We start from the raw sequence: 18,944 nt of genomic DNA on the forward strand, positions 1-18,944 counted from the left end.
GCAGATGCTGCCTTATGACGTTCGCCGCGATATCGGCAACGGCGGCAGTCGAAGAAGTTTTCCATCGTTCCGCGCCCCCGATGCTTGCGCGAACCAGCGGCGAAAAGTGACGGCGAGCCCTTTTGTTCCGTCGGAGAATGCCCGACTTATATAAAAAACCAATCGAGGGCTCGGTGGCGATGAACTCTTTCACATCTGAACACGCGTCCGACGACGGACAATCCGCCATCTTCGAACATGCGGCCGCCGAATATCTGAATAAAGCGGCAAGCGTCGATCCCGCGCTGCTGCGGGAATGGCGGCAGCCGGGCGGCTTTTATCGCCGCGTCCGCCGCGCCATCGGCTTCCTGCCCGGAATTCGCCGGAAAACGGCGAATGTCGATGGTCACGACCTTCGCTACTGGGATGCCGGTCCCACGAACAAACCCGCCGCCGTGCTTCTTCACGGCTTTTCGGCCTCCAAGGAAAACTGGCTCAACGCCGTCTTCTTTCTTGCGCGGTCGCATCGCCTCCTCGTTCCTGACATTCCAGGCTTCGGCGAAAGCAGCTTCGTGCCGGACGCCGACTATGGCCTCGACGCGCAGGCGGAGCGCCTCAAGGCATGGTTCGCGCAGACGGGCGCGCTGAAGGCGCATTGGGTCGGCAGTTCAATGGGCGGGGCGCTCGCGGGGCTCATCGCGGCGACAAGTCCGGGCCTCGTGCGAAGCCTCATCCTGATGGACAGCGCGGGCGTCGCGGGCGAAGGGCTAAGCCCGTTCGAGGCGGGCCTGCTCGACGGCCAGAACGGCCTCATCGCCGAGAAGCCCGAGGACATGGAAGCGATCTTCCGGCTTCTTTCCGGCCGGAACGGCGGCGGTCTCCAGAATTCCATCCTGGCGGCGCTCGTGGCGCGGGACCAGATAGCCCGCGCACCCGTCTACCGTCACCTTTTCCGCGAGATGATCCTGTCGCCGGAGCTTCCCGCCACCCGATGGGCGCCGAAAATCGCAGCGCCAACGCTCGTTGTTTGGGGCGACGCCGACAAGATCCTCGACCCGGCTGAAGCCGGCGTCCTTGCCAGCCTCATTCCCGGCAGCGAAATCCTCATGATGAAGGATGTCGGCCATCTGCCGATGCTCGAAGCGCCCGCGCGAACGGCGGCACTGCTCAAACTGTTCTGGTCCCGCGTAGAAAGCTCGGACGACGCAAAATAGGCGAATGGCGCGCGCCAGCTTACAGCGCCTCGCCGCGCAAAAGTTTCGGCACGTCGCCCGTTCGGCCAGCCGCTTCATTCATGAACAGCGTCTTCAGCCGCCCGATACCGTCTACCGTGCGAAGCCCCGCGTTGCGCAGCATGCGAAGCCCGGTCCAGTCGTTCGAGAAGAACGCATTGAGCGCCGCGCCGGAGAATGCGGAAGTGACGACATCGAAACGCCGCCAGCGCTCGTAGCGACGCAGGATTGCAATATCGCCGACATCGAGGCCCAGACGCGCCGCGTCGACGAGGGTTTCGGCGAGCGCCGCGACATCTTTCAATCCGTGGTTAAGCCCCTGCCCCGCGATCCAGTTCAACCCGTGCGCGGCATCGCCGACGAGTGCGAAGCGCGGCCGCACGAAATCGCGCGCCAGCACCATCGACAAAGGAAACGCCTGCGGGATCGACAGCAGCGTCAGCGCGCCGAGTTCCGGGCCAAAACGCTGCGACAGCTCGGCCAGCACGGTCTCGCGATCCTGCGCAAGGGTGCGCCGGGCGACGGCCGCATACTCGGTCCACACAACGGACGCGCGGTTGCCGCCATCCGGCCCCGGCGTCATCGGCAAAATCGCGAACGGTCCCGCAGGCAGGAAATGCTGCCACGCCGTCCCATTGTGGGGCCGTTCGATGCCGACGGTGGCCACGATGCCGACCTTGTCCGACGGCCAGCTTTGCGTCCGAATGCCGATCATCTCGCGCAAAGCCGAGTTCCGCCCGTCCGCTGCGACGAGAAGCTTCGCCGAGAGCTGAGCCCCGGAGCGCAGCGCGATGGACACGTCCTCATCGCGCGTCTCGAAACGGTCGATGGCGTCCGGCGCGAAGAAAGACACGTTCGGCAAACCGTCGAGCGAGGCGAGAAGCGCGGGCAGGAGCGCCGCGTTCTCGATGACGTAGGCGGTCGGCTCGCCCGTGGGGGTATCCGCCGCGTCGAGGCCGATAAGGCCGGGACGCACGGGCGATTCGAGCGGTGAATCGGTCAGGACGATGCGGCGCACCGGCTCGGCCCTGTCGGCGATGCGTTCCCATATGCCGATTGCCTGGAGCATCGCCCTTGCTGTAGCCGTGAGCGCTACGGTGCGCGGGTCGGCGGTGGCGGCGGCGAGCGTGCGTTGCTCGATGACCGCGATGGCGAACGCGCCGGGCGCCGACGCTTCAAGCGCACGGGCCAGCGCGAGCCCGACAAAACTGCCGCCGCTGATGACGATGTCGAACCGGCTCTTCTGAATATCGTTCACGGCCACCTCGCGTCAGGCTTCCGGCTAACTTGACAGATTTCGAAGGAGAACCGTTATCTCGGATGGAGAAGCTTAGGAAGGGCACCCATGCCGGCGGTCGATCAACTTCTGTCGATACTCGATCTTGAACAACTGGAACACAATCTGTTCCGTGGACGAAGCCCGCAAAACGGCTGGCAGCGCGTTTTCGGCGGTCAGGTGGTCGGGCAGGCGCTCACCGCCGCCTATCGCACGGTCGAAGATCAGGATCGCGTGGCGCATTCGCTGCATGCCTATTTCCTGCTCGGCGGCGACCCGAAAGTGCCGATCATCTACCACGTCGACCGCATCCGCGACGGCGGCAGCTTTACGACGCGTCGCGTGACGGCCATTCAGCACGGGCGGCCGATCTACACGATGGCCGTCTCGTTCCACGCACCCGAGACGGGCTTCGAGCATCAGATCGAGATGCCGAAAGTAGCCCAGCCGGAAGAGCTGCCGTCGGAAGAAGAGTTGAAGGCACGCCTCCTGCCGATTCTGCCGGATGTCATGCGCCTTTACTGGGAGCGCGACCGGCCCATCGAACTGCGGCCCGTCGATCTCTCGCGCTTCTTCTGCAAGGAGAAGCTCGAACCGAAGCAATATATCTGGTTCCGCGCGAACGGCGCGCTGCCCGACAATTTCCGGCTGCATCAATGCGTGCTGGCCTATGCGTCGGATTTTTCCCTGCTCGACACCGCGCTCGTCGCGCACGGCCGCTCGCTGTTCGAGCCGGACCTGATGCTTGCGAGCCTCGACCATGCGGTGTGGTTCCATCGTCCATTCAAGGCGGACGAGTGGCTGCTTTATGCGATGGACAGCCCGAGCGCTCAGGCCGCGCGCGGCTTCTGCCGAGGCAGCATCTTCTCGCGCGACGGGACGCTCGTGGCATCGGTGGCGCAGGAAGGGCTGATCCGGGAAAAGGCCGCGAAGTAGACGGCGGCGCCGCCGTCTCGCGACTTCGCCGCGCATCGAATGTCCAAAACACACGCGCCGCCGCGAGGCTGAATGGGGCAGACGCGGTTTTCCGACAAGACCCGCGACAAAACAGAAAGATTGTGCGCGCGCTACATCTCGCCCGCCGTCACGCCGCCGATGAGGTTTTCGCCGAGAAGGCGTTCGGAGGTGAGCGCGTCTTGTGGCGCCGCGCGAAGGCGCGACGGCAGCGCGGCCAGCCACTCGGCCCGCGCCTTGAGCGCCGCAAGCGCCTCTTCGCGTCCAACCTCGATGAAACGCACCGCCATGCCCGGCGCGAGCCGCCCCGCCGCCGCGATATCGGCGCCGATCACGGTCGCGATGCGCGGATAGCCGCCCGTCGTCTGCCGGTCCGCCAGCAAGAGGATCGGCTGCCCGTCCGGCGGAACCTGAAGCGCGCCCGCAGTCGTGCCTTGCGACGGGATCTCCTCGGAATTCAGCCGGTCGAGCGCTTCCCCCTTGAAGCGCAGCCCCATGCGGTCGGAAGCGGGCGAAACGGTGTAAGGAGCGCCTGCCAGAGCCTCGAACGCGCGCTCCGTGAAATAATCCGCATTCGGCCCACGCATCACGCGAATGCTCCTCGGCGCTTCGAAGCTCGCGTCGAGAAGAAGCGTCGGCGCGACGGGCGCGGCCTCACGCAAGAGCGGTATCGCATCGCCCGCCCGAAGCGTGCGGCCTTCGATGCCGCCGAGGCTGGCGCGCGCGTAGGTCGAGCGGCTGCCAAGCACGGGGGGAATGTCGAAACCGCCCGCCGCCGCGATGTAATAAACCGCTCCGTTCTTCGGTGGCGGAAATCGCAAGACGTCGCCCCTGTGCACCGTGACGCCGCGGAGCGGGCTCGCTGAAAGGACCGTCCCCGCACTCTCGATACGGAACGGCGCGGCGCAGCCCGCCAAGGCCAGCGTCGCGCTATCGGCATCGACGCGCAGGCGAAGGCCCGCGCCCATCGCCTCGATCGTGGCGGAGCCGGGCGCATTGCCAACGAGGATATTGGCTGCCGCAAGCGCTTCCGGATCGAGAGCGCCCGACACCGGAACGCCGAAACGCTGCCAGCCCACGCGCCCGCGATCCTGGATGGTCGCAGCGAAGCCGGGGTCGAGAATTGTCAGCGCCGGCCTCAAATTGCAGCCTCCGGAGCGGGCACCCATCCCTCGGCGACGCGAGCGCGCAGCGCTTCCGCCTGCTGCGCGTCGACCGCCTCGAAGCGGACGCGGTCGCCGGGCGCGAAAAGCGGCCCCTCCTGCCGGGACACATCCCACATGGGCACGGGTGTCCACCCGATGAGGTGCCAGCCGCCGGGGCTTTCGAGCGGATAGATTGCCGTCATGCCGGACGCGATGGCGATGGACCCGGCAGGAACGCGTGGGCGCGGCGTGGCCCTGCGCGGCAGGCGCAGCCGCTCGGGGAGTTCGACAAGATAGGCGAAGCCGGGAAGGAACCCAAGCATCGAAACGACATAAGTCTGGCTCGCGTGAAGAACGGCGGCCTCGGCCTCAGAAACCCCGGCCTCGCGGGCGACATCGCCGAGGTCAGGCCCCGAAGCGCCACCATAAACGCAGGGAATCGTCCAAAGGCGGCCGCCAGAGCTTGTTCCAGGCGGCATCGCGCACGCCGATTCGATTGCCGCGACGAGGCTTTCCCTCGACAGCACAAGAGGATCATAGGAAATCGTGAGAGAAGACGCCGCCGGTATGCTTTCCACATAGCCTTCGAGATGGCTGCCATGCAGCCTCTGCGAGATTTGAAGGATGGCAAGACTGATCGATTTGCTGTAGCCGACATCAAACTCCACGAGGACGGCGCTTTCGCCGCAGTCGTATACCTTCGGAGTCAAGGAAGATGGGGGGGCGGCGGCTCCGTCTTCTGATGGCATACGGTCATCCCCTTGAATTGAAGCAGGCGGAGCAAACGCCGGACCAGAACCTGCGACCGTGTGCGCAATCCGCGACGACATAACCGCGTGTTTCGCAAAAAACCTTGATGAAATTAGGTCCACCCCGAAGGCAATACAACCGCATCTCGCCAATCAAATGAACTTAACCCTCAACGTAGCGGTCGCTACCCGAAGCAAGCGGCCAATATAGCGCCTCAGCTCTCAGGTTGCGGCCTGTATCTTTTGCGCAACTGCACAAACGTTTTCCGCGCGCAGGCGCAGTCGAATCGCGGAGCTTATGATTTCCGCCGAGTTACCGCTGCGACATTGCGTACACGCGAAGCAGAGTTTCCTCGACGACAAAAACGGGTCTGATTTCCGAAAGAAGCGCTCAATCCGCGTACAAATTTGAGACCGGAATCCTTGAATGAAATCTTGAGTGGTTCCGGTGGTATGATATATAGCATGTATTCCGTCCAAATACGAAAGGCAGACGATTGTGAAACAAGCAAATAAGGTCAAGGATCTCGGCACAAAGCGTAAATCCGAGCCGCGCTGGCTTGACAAGGCGGAAATCCAGAGCAATCCATACAAAGGATTGGAGAGTGCAGCTCAAGGCCGAACCAGGAGCCCGCAAATGCTTGATGAGACGTTTGAGAATAATGAACTGGTCGAATTCACGACCCAAATCATTTCTGCCTATGTTAGCAATAACGCAGTCGTTGCGGGTGACTTGCCCAGCCTTATCGGCGAGGTTCATTCTGCCCTAACTCGCGCCTCGTCGAATGTCGTTGCAGTACCGAAGGAAGAGCTGAAGCCGGCTGTCGCCGTGAAGAAATCGTTGACGCCCGACTACATCATCTGCCTCGAAGATGGCAAGAAGTTTAAATCGCTGAAGCGGCATCTGCGCACGCATTATAATATGTCGCCCGAAGAATATCGGGAAAAATGGGGTCTGGAACCGAATTATCCGATGGTTGCCCCGAAATACGCCGAAGCTCGCTCCAATCTTGCCAAGAAAATGGGCCTCGGTCAGCGCAAGGGCCGCTAGAGCGCCCTTTCACATCGAACCTTCCTCCTTCGAGACCTGTTGTCGCCGCTGCTCCGCCCCTCGATCACGTGTTCTTCGATTTGAGGGGCGCAGTCCGGCTCGAATGACTTGCACTGCAACATGCAAATCACCGATAGTTCGCGAAACATGGTGGTCGGCGCTGGTGGCGGACCTGCGCGCGGACATCGGAGGGTTGGATGGCTTCGGAAATCGATTTCCGGGCGCAGACTATTATGCGCGAGCAACAGGAGCTTTATGGCTATTGGCGGGCCTGCGCGCAGTCGCGTCCGCTGCCGTCTCGCTTCGACATTGACCCGATCGCGATCCCTCATCTTCTCTCGGGCCTGAGCCTTCTCGATTGCGGCGACGATCTCGAATCCTTGCGCTACAGACTGGCCGGCACGCGTGTCGGCGCGATTTACGGCGCGGAAATCACGGGGCGCGCGGTTTTCGACATCGGCTTCCAGCACAAGCGCGACTATTGGCGCACGGTCTATCGCAGCGTCATCGAAGACCAAATGCCGATGCAAGGCACCGTGCGAGGTCCAGCCGCGGGCCGCGAGCATCTCCTCCTGATCTGGTTGCGCCTTCCGTTGAGCGGCCTTTCCGGCAAGGTCGAGCGCATTCTCGGCTACGACGCCGCAATACCGGCCACCTTCGCACATGGAGCGCCGCAAGCGCATATCGTCGGCGAGCGCATCGAGAAGCGGCGCGCGCGTCTTTAATCGGCCTGCATTGGTCGGCCCCGTCCGCGAGCCGAACTGTTTACGGCAGCTTTGTCTTAAAGGCCGCGTCGCGGCTCACCCAGCGAATTCCCGAGTGCTTCCGTGTCGTTAAGCCGGGTTTGGCAAGGATGAACCGTATCCGCGAGGTCTGCGCGACTGTTCCGCGAACGCCTTGTGGATCTGGCGAGCCCCTGATCGAGTCAAAGCCGCGCTTTATCTTGCTTGGTAGAGCTTCTGAATTTGACATTTGAGCGAGAGTTCTCGGCAAGCCGGACTCAAATGTCAAATTCGCTCCGCTAGAACCCGCCGAAGAAAGACGGGAAGCCGCCGCGCGACCAGCCGCCGCCTCCGCCGCCATATCGGCGCGGGCGCGGATTGCCCCAGAAGTCGCTCTCGCCACCGCTCCGTCTTGCATAGCCCTGGCTCGGCTGGCGCTTGCGGATCGCCATGCTGCCCGCCGGTTCGCCGCTCATGAAAACGACGAAATCGGTATCCTTACCCGTTTCGACGCTCGGGGCTTCATCGGTGATGATGAGCGACGAGCCCGGCAGCACCACGGCTGAAATCTTTTCGAGCGCTTCCTGCGGCACCGTGAGCCGTTCGAGAGCCGCGCTCGCGGCGGCGACATCGGTCGGGTGAGGCGGTGCTGGCGGCTGCTTCTTCTTGGAAGCCGCCTGCTCCTTCGTCTTCACATACGGTTCGACGTTGAGCGCGTCCTTGTACATCGAAACCACGGTCCAGTTCAGCGCGCCCGACCGCGACGTGTCGACAGCCGTGTAGACGAAAGAGCCGATGGGCTTGTCGGCATCGCGGATCGAAACCGGGCCTTCGTAGATCGGTTGATTGGCCTTGCGAATATAAAGGCGATGCGTCTTGCGGCTGATGAGCACCGAGACCGGCGCGGTGTTGAGTTCCGCCTCCTCTGCGGCACCCTGCGCCACGTTCTTCGCCTCTTCGGCCGCTTCCGCCTCCTGCCTTGCCGTTGCCGCTACGGCTGCTTTCGCCTCGGCCTGCGCCTTCGCCTGCGTAAGCCTTTCGCGCGCGGAAGCGAGCTTCGTGGTCGCCAGTTCCTTCGCTTGGGCCGCCTTTTCCGCCTTGGCATCGGTGTCGGCGGTCTCGATCAGCTTCGCCGTCGCAACGAGGTCGGCCTCGGCCTTCGCCACATCGCGCTCGGCGGTGGCGACGACCTTCAGCGCGGGCGCGGCCTCGGCTGCCTTTTTCTGCGCTGTCTGTTTCAGCTCCCTTTCGCGCCGGGCAGCGGCTTCCGCTTCGCCCGTCTTCGCCATCGCGTTGAGGCGCAGACGCTGCAAGAGGTCTGAGCCGTTATCGCGGCCGACGCTCACCGGAATACCGAGTATCGAAGTCTCGCCTTCGCTTTCGTTCGCGACTTCGCGCGTTCCGAACAGGAAGGGCTGCGCGATCGGAGCGGGAGCGATGTCTTCGCGCGTCACGATCACGCGCATGCCCATGTTTGTCAGGCCGAACAGACGCTGTGCGAACGAGCCCGGCAGCCGGATGCAGCCATGGCTTGCGGCATAGCCCGGCAGAACGCCCTCGTGCAACGCGATGCCTGTCCACAGGAGACGCTGCATATAGGGCATCGATGCATCGTCATAGAGGTTGGAATGATGCTCTTCTTTCTTCTGCACGATGCTGTAGATGCCGGGCGGCGTCTCATAGCCGGTCGCGCCGCTCGATACGGGGGACTCCAGCATCTTGCCGCGTGCGTCGTAGAGCGTGATGCGCTGCTCCTTCAGGCCGACGATGGCGAGAACGGGCGCCGCGCCATATCTCGGCCGCGTGTAATCGTCGTCGATGTAGCGGTTCGAACGGGCATCGGCAGGCGTCAGCGCGGGAGCGGTCAGCGCCGCAGTCACGAGAGCGGCAAAAGCACAGGACGTGATCAGCTTCAATTTCATGTCGTGGCCCTCAGAGATGCATCAAAGCGGCCTCGCGACGCGAAACCCGAACGAATTGAGACGAATGGTGCCGGGCGTGGCATACCGATAAGCCGAACGCAAAAGCCGGGGGTGATAGTTCCAGGAGCCGCCGCGCAAAATGCGAAGCTCGCAGGCGGCCTCCTGTACGGCCGCGCCGTCGGTCGGCGCACCTTCGTAGGTCGGGCGATAGCAGTCTTCCACCCATTCCCAGGCATTGCCGTGCATGTCGTGCAGACCGAAGGCGTTCTTCTGGAATGAGCCGACATCGGTCGTCTTCTGCCGGTATTCGCCCTGCTGACCGCCGGGATAGATGAAATTGGCGTCGTAATTCGCCTGTCGATAGTTGATGGTTCGCCCCGTGGAGAAGGGTAACGCGCGCTCGGCGACGGTCGTCTGAGCGCGTGCGGCGTATTCCCATTCCGCTTCCGTGAGCAGGCGATAGGGCTGGCCGGTCTTGCGCGAGAGCCACGAAACATAGGCTTGCGCGTCGTCCCACGAGACGTTGATCGCGGGCTTGCGGCCGCGTCCCCATCCCTCGTCGCCGGGCTTGTAGGCGCAGCCGCCATCCGCCACGCAGGCATCATATTCGGCGAAGGTCACTTCATATTTGCCCACCGCGAAGGCCGGAACCGACACGCGGCGTTGCGGCCCTTCGTCCTTGTTGCGGCCGCGCTCCGTCTCGGGCGACCCCATCAGGAACTCGCCAGCCGGGATGGGCACCAACTCGGGACAGTTCGGGCAATCGCGAAAAGTCTTGGGAGCGTCGACCCGCGCGGAACGCCGCTGTGCGTCGGCGCTTTGCGGCATGAACAGAAGAACAAGCACAACGATAAATGCGCCAATCATGGGATGCTTCCAATCGATACACTGCTCCACGTCTACTCCATGCATCGTTACCACGCGCTGAAATCGGGCGTGCAGGGCCGCCAACCGATGTCAAGACCCGCAGGCGTCGCAGGTTTTCGCAAGCCATGCCTAAAACTTTGCTTCAATATACGATCAACAAACTGGAATAAAAACCGATCGCCCGGAAGCAAAATATTCTTTATACGCCCTATGATTGCACACGCGGCGCGCCTCGCCCGCAGGCTGCGCGCGCACGCTTTCGGTGCGGCTGAACGCCATCGCCAAAAGCTGTTATCAATCGAAAGGTTGAGGCGAAAAGGTTCAGCATGAGACGCCAGCGCGCTTGTGTGGCCGGTTCGCCGGCGCTAACGTCCAACCCAAAAGCGTTCCGGCGTGCGAGACCGGGCCGCGTCTCCATCTCATCAGAAGATCGACATGTCCGTTTCCAAAAACACGTCGCCGACGCGACCGAAAGCCGTTTCCGAAGGCCAGACCGGCGATAATCGCCATGCCACGCCGGTGGCCGCACCGCCAAAATTCACGCGGCAGGAAGCGCTCCAGTTCCACGCGGAAGGCAAGCCCGGCAAGCTCGAAATCGTGCCGACGAAGCCGATGGCGACCCAGCGCGATCTTTCGCTCGCCTATTCGCCCGGCGTGGCCGTGCCGGTGGAGGCCATCGCCGAAAACCCGCGCCTCGCCTACGACTACACTGCGAAGGGCAACCTCGTCGCCGTGATCTCGAACGGCACGGCGATCCTGGGGCTCGGCAATCTCGGCGCGCTCGCCTCGAAGCCCGTCATGGAAGGCAAGGCCGTTCTTTTCAAGCGTTTCGCCGACGTGGACGCCATCGATCTCGAAGTCGATACGCAGGACGTCGACGCCTTCATCAACGCCGTGCGCTATCTCGGCCCGTCCTTCGGCGGCATCAACCTCGAAGACATCAAGGCGCCCGACTGCTTCATCATCGAGCAGCGCCTGCGCGAACTGATGGACATTCCCGTTTTCCATGACGACCAGCACGGCACCGCGATCATCGCGGCGGCAGGCCTCATCAATGCCGTCCACCTCACAGGCCGCGACATCGCCGATATCAAACTTGTCGTCAACGGCGCAGGCTCGGCCGGCATCGCCTGCCTCGAACTCATGAAGGCGCTGGGCGTGCGCCACGAGAATTCAATCCTGTGCGATACCACGGGCGTGATCTATCGCGGCCGCGAGAAGGGTATGAACCAGTGGAAGTCCGCGCATGCGATCGACACGAAGGCGCGCACGCTCGCCGACGCAGTCGAAGGCGCGGACGTTTTCTTCGGCCTTTCGGCTGCGGGCGCTCTCACGAAAGAGATGGTCGCCAGCATGGCTGACAAGCCCATCATCTTCGCGATGGCGAACCCCGACCCGGAGATCACGCCGGAGGAAGTGGCCGAAGTGCGCACCGACGCCATCGTGGCGACGGGCCGCTCGGACTATCCGAACCAGGTCAACAACGTGCTCGGCTTCCCCTATATCTTCCGCGGCGCGCTCGACGTGCAGGCGAGCACGATCAACGAGCCGATGAAGATCGCGGCGGCTTATGCGCTTGCCGAACTCGCGCGCGCCGACGTACCGGACGCGGTGGCGAAGGTCTACGGGCGTCGTCTCCGCTACGGACCGGATTACATCATCCCCGCACCTTTCGACCCGCGCCTCATCACGTCGATCCCGTCCGCCGTTGCGAAGGCGGCCATGGATTCCGGCGTCGCGCGCCGTCCCATCGTCGATATGGAAGGTTACAAGGTGCGCCTTTCCGCCCGGCTCGATCCGGCGGCGGGCTTCATCAACTCGATCTATGACGCGCTGCGCCTGCGCCCGAAGCGCGTCGTCTTCGCCGAGGGCGAGGAAGAGCAGGTCATACGTGCCGCAAGTTCTTTCGCGAACCAGAAGCTCGGCACGCCCATCCTGATCGGCCGCGAGGCGCAGATCCGGCAGGCGTTCTTCATGGCGGGCGTGAACAATCAGGAAAGCTTCGAGCAGCACAACATCGCGACGTCGGAGTACAACCAGCAATACGCGGAATTCCTCTACCAGCGGCTTCAGCGCAAGGGCTATCTTTACCGCGATTGCCTGCGCCTCGTGCACAACGAGCGCAACGTCTTCGCCGCCTGCATGGTGGCGATGGGCCACGCCGACGCGATGGTGACGGGCGTCACGCGCAACTGGTCGACCGCGCTTCAGGATGTGCGCCGCGTGCTCGATCCGATGCCGGGCCGCCGCGTGATCGGCGTCTCGGTGATCGTGAGCCGGGGCAAGGTGGTGCTCATAGCCGACACCTCCGTGCACGATATGCCCAATGCTCAGGAGCTTGCCGACATCGCGGTGGAAGCCGCGGGCGTGGCAAGCCGCTTCGGCATGACGCCGCGCGTGGCCATGCTTGCCGCCACGACCTTCGGCAACCCGCAAAGCGACCGGTCGGATCAGCTTCGCGGTGCGGTGAAGCTGCTCGACGAGCGGGGTGTCGACTTCGAGTATGACGGCGAGATGGCGGCGGATGTGGCGCTGAACCGCCGTGCGATGTCGCTCTATCCGTTCTGCCGCCTGTCGGATACGGCGAACGTGCTCATCATGCCCGCCTTTCATGCCGCGAGCATCGCAACGAAGATGCTTCAGGAGCTTGGCGGCGGGATCGTGATCGGCCCCATGCTGGTCGGTCTGTCGAAGCCGGTGCAGATCGCCTCGCTCGGCTCGTCCGATAACGACCTCGTGAACATGGCGGCGCTCGCAGCCTTCGACGTCACGGGTTGATCGTTCGCAAAGAAAAACCCGCCGCTCTTGCAAGCGGCGGGTGCGATGGCAAACAAGAAGATCGACACGATCAGTCGTCGCGATAGATCCGCTCGCGGCGCTCGTGCCGCTCCTGCGCTTCGAGGCTCAGCGTCGCGACGGGGCGGGCGTCCAGCCGCTTCACGCCGATGGGCTCGCCAGTCTCCTCGCAATAGCCGTATGTGCCGTCCTCGATCCGGCCTAGCGCCGCATCGATCTTGGCGATGAGTTTCCGCTGACGATCGCGCGCGCGAAGCTCTATCCCGCGATCAGATTCGTAGCTCGCACGGTCGGTCACGTCGGGATGCTGGGTTGAATCCTGAAGAAAATCGAGGGTTTCCTTGCTTTCGCGAAGAATCTCGTCCCGCCAATCCAGAAGTTTCTTCCGGAAATAAGCGCGCTGGCGCTCATTCATGAAAGGTTCGTCTTCAGATGGCCGGTAGTCCGGAGGCAGATCGACTGCTCCCATGTCGCCCCCTATCGCACGAACTCCCGCCAAGTCTGGCGGGGTCTTGAAGACGCTAAAAACTTACAATCGCGATGATTGCAGCCCTTATGACGTTCAACGCGTTCCAAGTCAAGATCGTAGCACTGCCGCGAAGGCCCGTTACACTTCGCCCGCATCTTGCCACAGTTGTTTGTTCATTCGCCCCTCTATCAGAAGTTGGGCGTTCATATTTGCCGACCCACGGCGCGTTGCAGATTTTGCTTCGGAACCCGCCCTTCGCCGCGCCAAAGGACGGATACCGCCCGCGTTCATATGGTTACCAAACTCGCAATACGCAACCTCGTTCACGATCGAGCCCGCTTTCTCGTGACGCTTGTCGGCATTCTGTTTGCCGTCGTCCTGTTGGCGGTCCAGCTCGGGCTGTACCTCGGCGCACGCAAGATGATCGTCGATACCATCGATCACGCGGGCGGCGATATCTGGATTGCCGCCTACGGCTCGAACAGCTTCGAACAGGCGACGATCCTTCACGGGCGCGAACGCTTCGCGGCGCTCTCTGTTCCAGGGGTCACCGCCGTCGAGCCCATCGTGGCCTCCTTTGCTCCGTGGACGCGGAGCGACACAAGCACGACGAGCGTCGTCATCGTAGGGGCTGACGGCACGTTGCCGCCGTGGAATGTGGTGGAAGGCGCGGTGTCCGCCATCTCGCCCGATGGCGTCGCGGTCGACCGCACCTATGCCGACACGCTGGGTATCTCCGGGATCGGCTCCGTCGCCGAGATCAATGGCCAGCGGCTGCGCGTGGATGCCTTGACGGATGGCATCCGCTCCTTCACGACCTCGCCCTATATCTTCATGTCGCTGGCAAAAGCGCGGGAGCTTCTTTCGGTACCGTCCGACCAGGCGACGTTCTATCTCGTGACGGTGCAGCCGGGCGTCGACATCTCCGGCGTGAAGCGGGCGCTCGAAAAGAAGCTTCCCGGCACGTCGATCTTCACCAAGGCCGAGTTCCGGCAGACGAACCTCGATTACTGGCTGTTCGGCACCGGCGCGGGCGTGGCGTTGCTAGGCGGCGCGGTGCTCGGTCTCATCATCGGCACGGTTGTCGTCGCGCAGACTCTCTATTCCAGCACCAAGGATCATCTCGCCGAGTTCGCCACCCTGCGGGCGCTCGGCTCCTCGTCCTTCTATATCCACAAGGTGATTCTCACCCAGGCGACTGCCAGCGCGTTCCTCGGCTATGGGCTCGGCATCGCGGTCTCGTTCGCGGTGGCGCGGGCAAGCCTCCATACGCCCATGCCAATCATGCTGACCCCGCAGCTCGCCGCGATGCTTCTCGTCGTCACCGTCGTCATGTGCGCGGTGTCGGCCCTTTCCTCCATTTTCAAGGTGACCAAGATCGATCCCGCCATGGTGTTTGCACGATGAGAGCGTTTCCCATTCTCGAAGCCCGCCAGATCGTGAAGGAACTCGGTCAGGGCGAAGGCAAGGTGCAGGCGTTGAAAGGCGTCGACCTCGCGCTCTGCGAGGGCGAATTCACACTGCTGATGGGCCCCTCCGGCAGCGGCAAGACCACACTGCTGTCGATCCTCGGATGTCTGCTGACGCCCACATCCGGCACGCTGACCCTCGGCGGCGAGACGGTCACCCATCGTTCGGCGGAAGATCTTGCCGACCTGCGCCGTCGCCATCTCGGCTTCATCTTCCAGTCCTACAACCTGTTTCCGACGCTTTGCGCGCTCGACAATGTGCGGCTCGGCCTCGACGTGCGCGGCTTTTCCGCTCGCGAGTGCAAGGAGCGCGCGGCAGAAGCGCTGATCGAGGTTGGCCTCGGGCACCGGCTCAAGGCTTATCCCGGCACGCTGTCGGGCGGCGAGAAACAGCGCGTCGCCATCGCGCGCGCCATCGCCCCGGAGCCGCCGGTCATCCTCGCCGACGAGCCGACCGCTGCCCTCGATACCGAAAACGGCTACGCGATCATGGAGCTTCTGAGCCGCGTGGCAAGAAAGGACGGCCGCGCCGTCCTCGCCGTCACGCATGATCCGCGCACCATCCCCTTCGCCGACCGCGTGATCGAAATAGAGGATGGCTGCATCTCGGGAGAGCGGAAGAAGCACGCCGCAACCGTCATCCCGGCGCGGCCGAGACAAGCGCAGGCGGCCCACGGCAATGCCGCCGCCTATCAGGAGAGAAAGAGACAAGCGCATGCGTAATTTCCGCCTCGGTTCAGTAGCGCTCGTCTCCGGCTCGGCCGGGCTCGGCCTCGCCATCCTCATCGCCACCGGTGTCTACCAGCCGGGCGGCGCCCCCGCCTGGTCGGAGCCTCAGCTCGCCTCGCCCGTGACGCCACTCTGGGCGGCAGCCGCGCCGGGCCGGGTCGAACCCAAGGGGCGCGAGCTTCGCATCGCCGCGCCCGTGCCAGCCGCGATAAAAGATGTTCTCGTCAGCGCGGACGATCATGTGCGGCAAGGCGACCTGCTGTTCCGTCTCGATGACGGGGAACTGGCTGCGAGGCTCGCTGCGCTCGAAGCGCAGGTGGCGGTGAAAATCGCCGACCGCGACGACGCGAAAGCGAAAGGCGGCGCGCTCGACCGCCGCAAAGCCGAAGACGCGGTCTACGATGCCGAGCGCGAAGCCTTCGACGCGCGTATGGACCTCGACGCCACGCTTGCGAACTGGAAGCACTACAAGGCGAGCGAGCCCGATGTCGCGAAGGCGCGCACGGCTGTCGCGAATGCCGCCGACCGGCTCGAACGCGAGCGGCAGAAGCTCCGGCGTGTGGAGGAGCGCGATCTTCCGGCGCTGACCCGCGAGGAAGCGGCCCTTGCCGCCGCGCGCGCCGAAGTGACCGCCGTTTCCGCGAACCTCGAACGCCTGCGAGTCCGCGCTCCGGCCGACGCGAGCGTGCTCAAGGTCGAGGCGCGCGCCGGAGAGATGGCCGCAGCTGGCGCGCCGCTCATCCTGCTCGGCGACAGCGACCACATGCAGGCCCGCGCCGAGGTGGAAGAGCGCGACGTCCGCAAGGTGTTCGTCGGCCAGCGCGCGGTCGTGAAGTCCGAGGCGTTCCCGGATCGCGTCTTCGATGCGCGCGTCTCGTCGATGGCAAAGACGCTCGGCAGCCCGCAGCTGACCTCGCGCGGCCCCCGCAAGCATACCGACGTCGACATTCTGGAAGTGGTCCTCGACATGGAACCCGGCGGACCGCTGCTTCCCGGCATGCGCGTCGATGTGATGTTCCGCGACGCCGAGAGCACCGAGCAGACATCTCTCTCGACCGGCTCGGCCACGCGGTAGACGGCCCGGGAAACAGCCATTCCGGTTCGATCACTGCGAATGGCTCCGCCGGCTCAGCCGTACGCCGCCTATTGGACAGGCGCGGATGGAGCGGGGTTGAGGAAGGGCTTCAGCTCATTTTCCTGCGGGGTCGTCGGCTTGTCCGGCCTGGGACGATAGGGCAACGCCGCCCCGTAACCGGTAAACGGCAGCGGCGCGAACAGGCGATCTACGTCCGCGACCGAGAGATACCGGCCCGCGCAATCGGGTTGCCACCCCGCGCGAAAGCGCACCTGGATATCGCGGTAGGCGACGTTCACCTCTTCGCCGCCATAGGACGCGGTGCCGAAGAACATGTGACTCGACGGCAGGCAGAAGCCCTTCACCAGCAGCTTCAACTGATCCGCGAACCCGACGAATCGCTCGGCGAAGCTCCGCCCCACGCGATCGTAGGTCATGACCGGATTCGAGCCGGGCCATATGAAGAGAAAGCGGAATGTGTTTGCGGAAACCGGCGCGATGTTCGTCAGCGCGGCGTCGGGCTGACGGCGCGAGACTTCAAACAGCTCCGTCATGCTCTTGGGATCGAGCGAATTGATGATCGTCTTCGCCTGATCCCCCGCGCTTGCTGGGGAATGGAGCGCGAAAAGCGCAATGAATGCGGCGGCGGGGGCCCGGAACGAAAGATGTCGCATCATACTCCTGATATGGGGGCTACGTTGCATTTCCGCCAACATAATCCAGCTATCTTGCGCGGAAATCGGCCCTTCACCGAAATGTTGCAATCGACAAGCCGGATTTTTTCGCTTACACAGGCGAAATTCCAGCTCAACTGGCGCGGCGGCTTGCGCTTTTCAGCGCGGCAAGAAGGTGCCTTTGATCGCCGTAGAAGGATTTCGCAGAGATGAACATCATCCAAACGCTTGAAAAAGAGCAGATGGCGCAGCTTGAGGCAAAGCGCCGCATCCCCACCTTCCAGCCCGGCGACACGCTGCGCGTCAACGTGAAGGTCGTCGAAGGCAGCCGCGAACGCGTTCAGGCCTATGAAGGCGTCTGCATCGCGCGTTTTGGCGGCGGCTTCCAGGAAAGCTTCACCGTCCGCAAGATTTCCTATGGCGAAGGCGTGGAACGCGTGTTTCCGCTTTACTCGCCGCTCATCGACAGCATCACGGTCATCCGCCGTGGCAAGGTTCGCCGCGCGAAGCTGTATTACCTGCGTGGCCTGCGCGGCAAGGCGGCCCGTATTCCGGAACGCACCGACAACCGCGCCAAGGCGCTCAAGGCCGAATTCAAGGGCTTCAAGCGTCCGAAGGGCAACCCCGACGACCTCAAGCTCATCAAGGGCCTGCAGGCTGCTGACGAAAAGCGCCTCGCCGAGATCAATGTGATCAAGTTCGAGCAGCTCGCGAACCTCACCGATGAGGAAATCGCCCTCGTCGACGATTACCTGAAGCTCGGCGGCCGCCTCGAGCGCGAGGATTGGCCGGGCCAGGCGCTGAAGCTGCTCGCCGAAACCACGGCCAGCGAAGTTCCGGCCGAAGAAACGGCCGAGGCGTAAGCGCTTCGCGGCGAACTTCGCCGAATACCTGATTGGCAGCGGCATCAGAACCGCTCAAGGACCGCTGCGGCGGTCAGCTCCGGCCGGGCGACGCCCGGCCTTTTTTGTGCCCGCCGTTTGTCGACATCTGAAACGCGATGCGCCGCGTTCGTTTCAGGCATGATGTGCCGCCCGATGCCGCCGCGGCAGGCCGGAGAATTGCGCCGCTTCCATCTTCCGCGAAAAATGGTACACAGCCGCCTCGGCACGATCCGGGAAAGCGGCGGCGCTTGCGCGATTCCTCTCATGCGCGGACAAGACTGGCGCGCCTCTCCTTCGAATCGCGGCAGGGCAATGCAGGATGACATCATGAAAAGGCTTTGTGTTTTCTGCGGATCGAGCCGGGGCGTCGACGGCGCTTATGCCGAGGCCGCGCGGCTGCTCGGCGTCGCGCTCGCCGAGACCGAGATCGGGCTCGTCTATGGCGGCGCCGCCGTCGGCCTGATGGGGGTGCTCGCGGATGCCTGCATGGAGGCGGGCGGCACGGTAACGGGCGTCATCCCTGAGGCGCTGGTGCGCAAGGAAGTCGGCCATGCCGGCTTGTCGGACCTTCGCGTCGTCGGCTCGATGCACGAGCGAAAGGCGCTGATGGCCGAGCTTTCCGACGGCTTCGTCGCGCTGCCGGGCGGCATCGGCACGCTTGAGGAGATTTTCGAGGTGTGGACGTGGGCGCAGCTCTCCGACCACGAGAAGCCCTGCGCGCTCCTCAACGTGAACGGCTTCTACGACGGCCTGAGCGGTTTTCTCGACCACGTCGTAACGCAGGGCTTCCTTCGTCCACTCCATCGCGACATGCTGATCGTGGTGGACGAACCCGGCGCGCTGCTCTCGGCGCTGGAGGCTTACCGCGCGCCCGCCGCCGTCAAGTGGATCGGCGAGGACGAATATTGAGGCCGCACCGCCGCGCCCGTCGAAAGCGGCATCGAAATCGAG

General features: G+C 63.7%; 17 protein-coding genes. 10 read left to right on the forward strand and 7 right to left on the reverse strand.

Annotation, left to right across the window (positions count from 1 at the left end; translation table 11 throughout):
* Positions 1 to 179 precede the first annotated feature (179 nt).
* Positions 180 to 1,193 carry an alpha/beta fold hydrolase gene (locus QM659_RS01015; RefSeq protein WP_415187043.1) on the forward strand — a complete coding sequence of 338 codons (1,014 nt, stop codon included), beginning with the start codon at positions 180 to 182 and terminating at the stop codon, positions 1,191 to 1,193.
* 19 nt (positions 1,194 to 1,212) lie between these two features.
* Here the strand turns inward: QM659_RS01015 and QM659_RS01020 are convergent, their stop codons facing one another.
* Complete coding sequence (locus tag QM659_RS01020) at positions 1,213 to 2,469, reverse strand: FAD-dependent monooxygenase (protein WP_415187044.1); 1,257 nt, start codon at positions 2,467 to 2,469, stop codon at positions 1,213 to 1,215.
* A gap of 87 nt (positions 2,470 to 2,556) precedes the next feature.
* Here QM659_RS01020 and tesB point away from each other — a divergent pair, with 87 nt between their 5' ends.
* Entirely contained in the window at positions 2,557 to 3,423 is an 867-nt protein-coding gene (gene tesB / locus QM659_RS01025) for an acyl-CoA thioesterase II (RefSeq protein ID WP_127077399.1), read from the forward strand.
* Positions 3,424 to 3,554: 131 nt separating this feature from the next.
* On the opposite strand, the gene QM659_RS01030 is transcribed toward tesB, so the two are convergent.
* Together QM659_RS01030 and pxpB are read right to left on the reverse strand one after the other, a co-directional pair.
* Positions 3,555 to 4,583, reverse strand: a complete 1,029-nt coding sequence (locus QM659_RS01030; protein WP_415187045.1) for a biotin-dependent carboxyltransferase family protein — start codon at positions 4,581 to 4,583, stop codon at positions 3,555 to 3,557.
* On the reverse strand, positions 4,580 to 5,335 hold the full coding sequence (pxpB, locus tag QM659_RS01035) for a 5-oxoprolinase subunit PxpB (protein WP_415187046.1): 756 nt from the start codon (positions 5,333 to 5,335) through the stop codon (positions 4,580 to 4,582). Before pxpB ends, QM659_RS01030 begins: the two co-directional genes overlap by 4 nt.
* Positions 5,336 to 5,972: 637 nt before the next feature.
* Between pxpB and QM659_RS01040 the strand changes: the two genes are divergently transcribed.
* Both QM659_RS01040 and QM659_RS01045 read left to right on the forward strand, forming a co-directional pair.
* Positions 5,973 to 6,386, forward strand: coding sequence for a MucR family transcriptional regulator (locus QM659_RS01040; protein ID WP_303488175.1), 414 nt, complete (start codon positions 5,973 to 5,975; stop codon positions 6,384 to 6,386).
* 197 nt (positions 6,387 to 6,583) lie between these two features.
* Positions 6,584 to 7,111 (forward strand): PAS domain-containing protein, encoded by a 528-nt coding sequence (locus QM659_RS01045; RefSeq protein ID WP_415187047.1) that lies wholly within the window; start codon positions 6,584 to 6,586, stop codon positions 7,109 to 7,111.
* A 296-nt stretch (positions 7,112 to 7,407) separates the two neighbouring features.
* Here the strand turns inward: QM659_RS01045 and QM659_RS01050 are convergent, their stop codons facing one another.
* Complete coding sequence (locus QM659_RS01050; RefSeq protein WP_415187048.1) at positions 7,408 to 9,030, reverse strand: L,D-transpeptidase family protein; 1,623 nt, start codon at positions 9,028 to 9,030, stop codon at positions 7,408 to 7,410.
* 21 nt (positions 9,031 to 9,051) lie between these two features.
* On the reverse strand, positions 9,052 to 9,897 hold the full coding sequence (locus QM659_RS01055; protein ID WP_415187049.1) for a formylglycine-generating enzyme family protein: 846 nt from the start codon (positions 9,895 to 9,897) through the stop codon (positions 9,052 to 9,054).
* Between the two features lie 435 nt (positions 9,898 to 10,332).
* On the opposite strand from QM659_RS01055, the gene QM659_RS01060 reads away from it, so the two are divergent.
* Positions 10,333 to 12,675: an NADP-dependent malic enzyme gene (locus QM659_RS01060; protein WP_415187050.1), complete on the forward strand. Its 2,343-nt coding sequence runs from the start codon at positions 10,333 to 10,335 to the stop codon at positions 12,673 to 12,675.
* A 70-nt stretch (positions 12,676 to 12,745) separates the two neighbouring features.
* On the opposite strand, the gene dksA is transcribed toward QM659_RS01060, so the two are convergent.
* A complete protein-coding gene (gene dksA / locus QM659_RS01065; protein WP_127077406.1) occupies positions 12,746 to 13,162 on the reverse strand; it encodes an RNA polymerase-binding protein DksA in 417 nt (138 codons plus the stop codon).
* A 291-nt stretch (positions 13,163 to 13,453) separates the two neighbouring features.
* On the opposite strand from dksA, the gene QM659_RS01070 reads away from it, so the two are divergent.
* Genes QM659_RS01070 through QM659_RS01080 form a run of 3 tightly spaced genes read left to right on the forward strand, consistent with a single transcriptional unit; the run spans position 13,454 to position 16,435 of the window.
* The gene (locus QM659_RS01070) at positions 13,454 to 14,569 is read left to right on the forward strand and encodes an ABC transporter permease (protein ID WP_127077407.1); all 1,116 of its coding nucleotides are present in this window, start codon (positions 13,454 to 13,456) and stop codon (positions 14,567 to 14,569) included.
* On the forward strand, positions 14,566 to 15,354 hold the full coding sequence (locus QM659_RS01075; RefSeq protein WP_415187051.1) for an ABC transporter ATP-binding protein: 789 nt from the start codon (positions 14,566 to 14,568) through the stop codon (positions 15,352 to 15,354). Before QM659_RS01070 ends, QM659_RS01075 begins: the two co-directional genes overlap by 4 nt.
* On the forward strand, positions 15,347 to 16,435 hold the full coding sequence (locus QM659_RS01080) for an HlyD family secretion protein (protein ID WP_415187052.1): 1,089 nt from the start codon (positions 15,347 to 15,349) through the stop codon (positions 16,433 to 16,435). The genes QM659_RS01075 and QM659_RS01080 overlap by 8 nt, the downstream gene beginning before the upstream one ends.
* Before the next feature lie 68 nt (positions 16,436 to 16,503).
* On the opposite strand, the gene QM659_RS01085 is transcribed toward QM659_RS01080, so the two are convergent.
* Positions 16,504 to 17,109, reverse strand: coding sequence for a hypothetical protein (locus QM659_RS01085; protein ID WP_415187053.1), 606 nt, complete (start codon positions 17,107 to 17,109; stop codon positions 16,504 to 16,506).
* Positions 17,110 to 17,318: 209 nt separating this feature from the next.
* On the opposite strand from QM659_RS01085, the gene rplS reads away from it, so the two are divergent.
* Positions 17,319 to 17,972, forward strand: coding sequence for a 50S ribosomal protein L19 (gene rplS / locus QM659_RS01090; protein ID WP_127077411.1), 654 nt, complete (start codon positions 17,319 to 17,321; stop codon positions 17,970 to 17,972).
* A gap of 348 nt (positions 17,973 to 18,320) precedes the next feature.
* Positions 18,321 to 18,902 carry a TIGR00730 family Rossman fold protein gene (locus tag QM659_RS01095; protein WP_415187054.1) on the forward strand — a complete coding sequence of 194 codons (582 nt, stop codon included), beginning with the start codon at positions 18,321 to 18,323 and terminating at the stop codon, positions 18,900 to 18,902.
* The last annotated feature ends 42 nt before the right edge of the window (positions 18,903 to 18,944 follow it).

It is taken from the genome of Rhodomicrobium sp., assembly GCF_047605405.1.
In the GTDB taxonomy this organism is placed as follows: Bacteria; Pseudomonadota; Alphaproteobacteria; order Rhizobiales; family Rhodomicrobiaceae; genus Rhodomicrobium; species Rhodomicrobium lacus.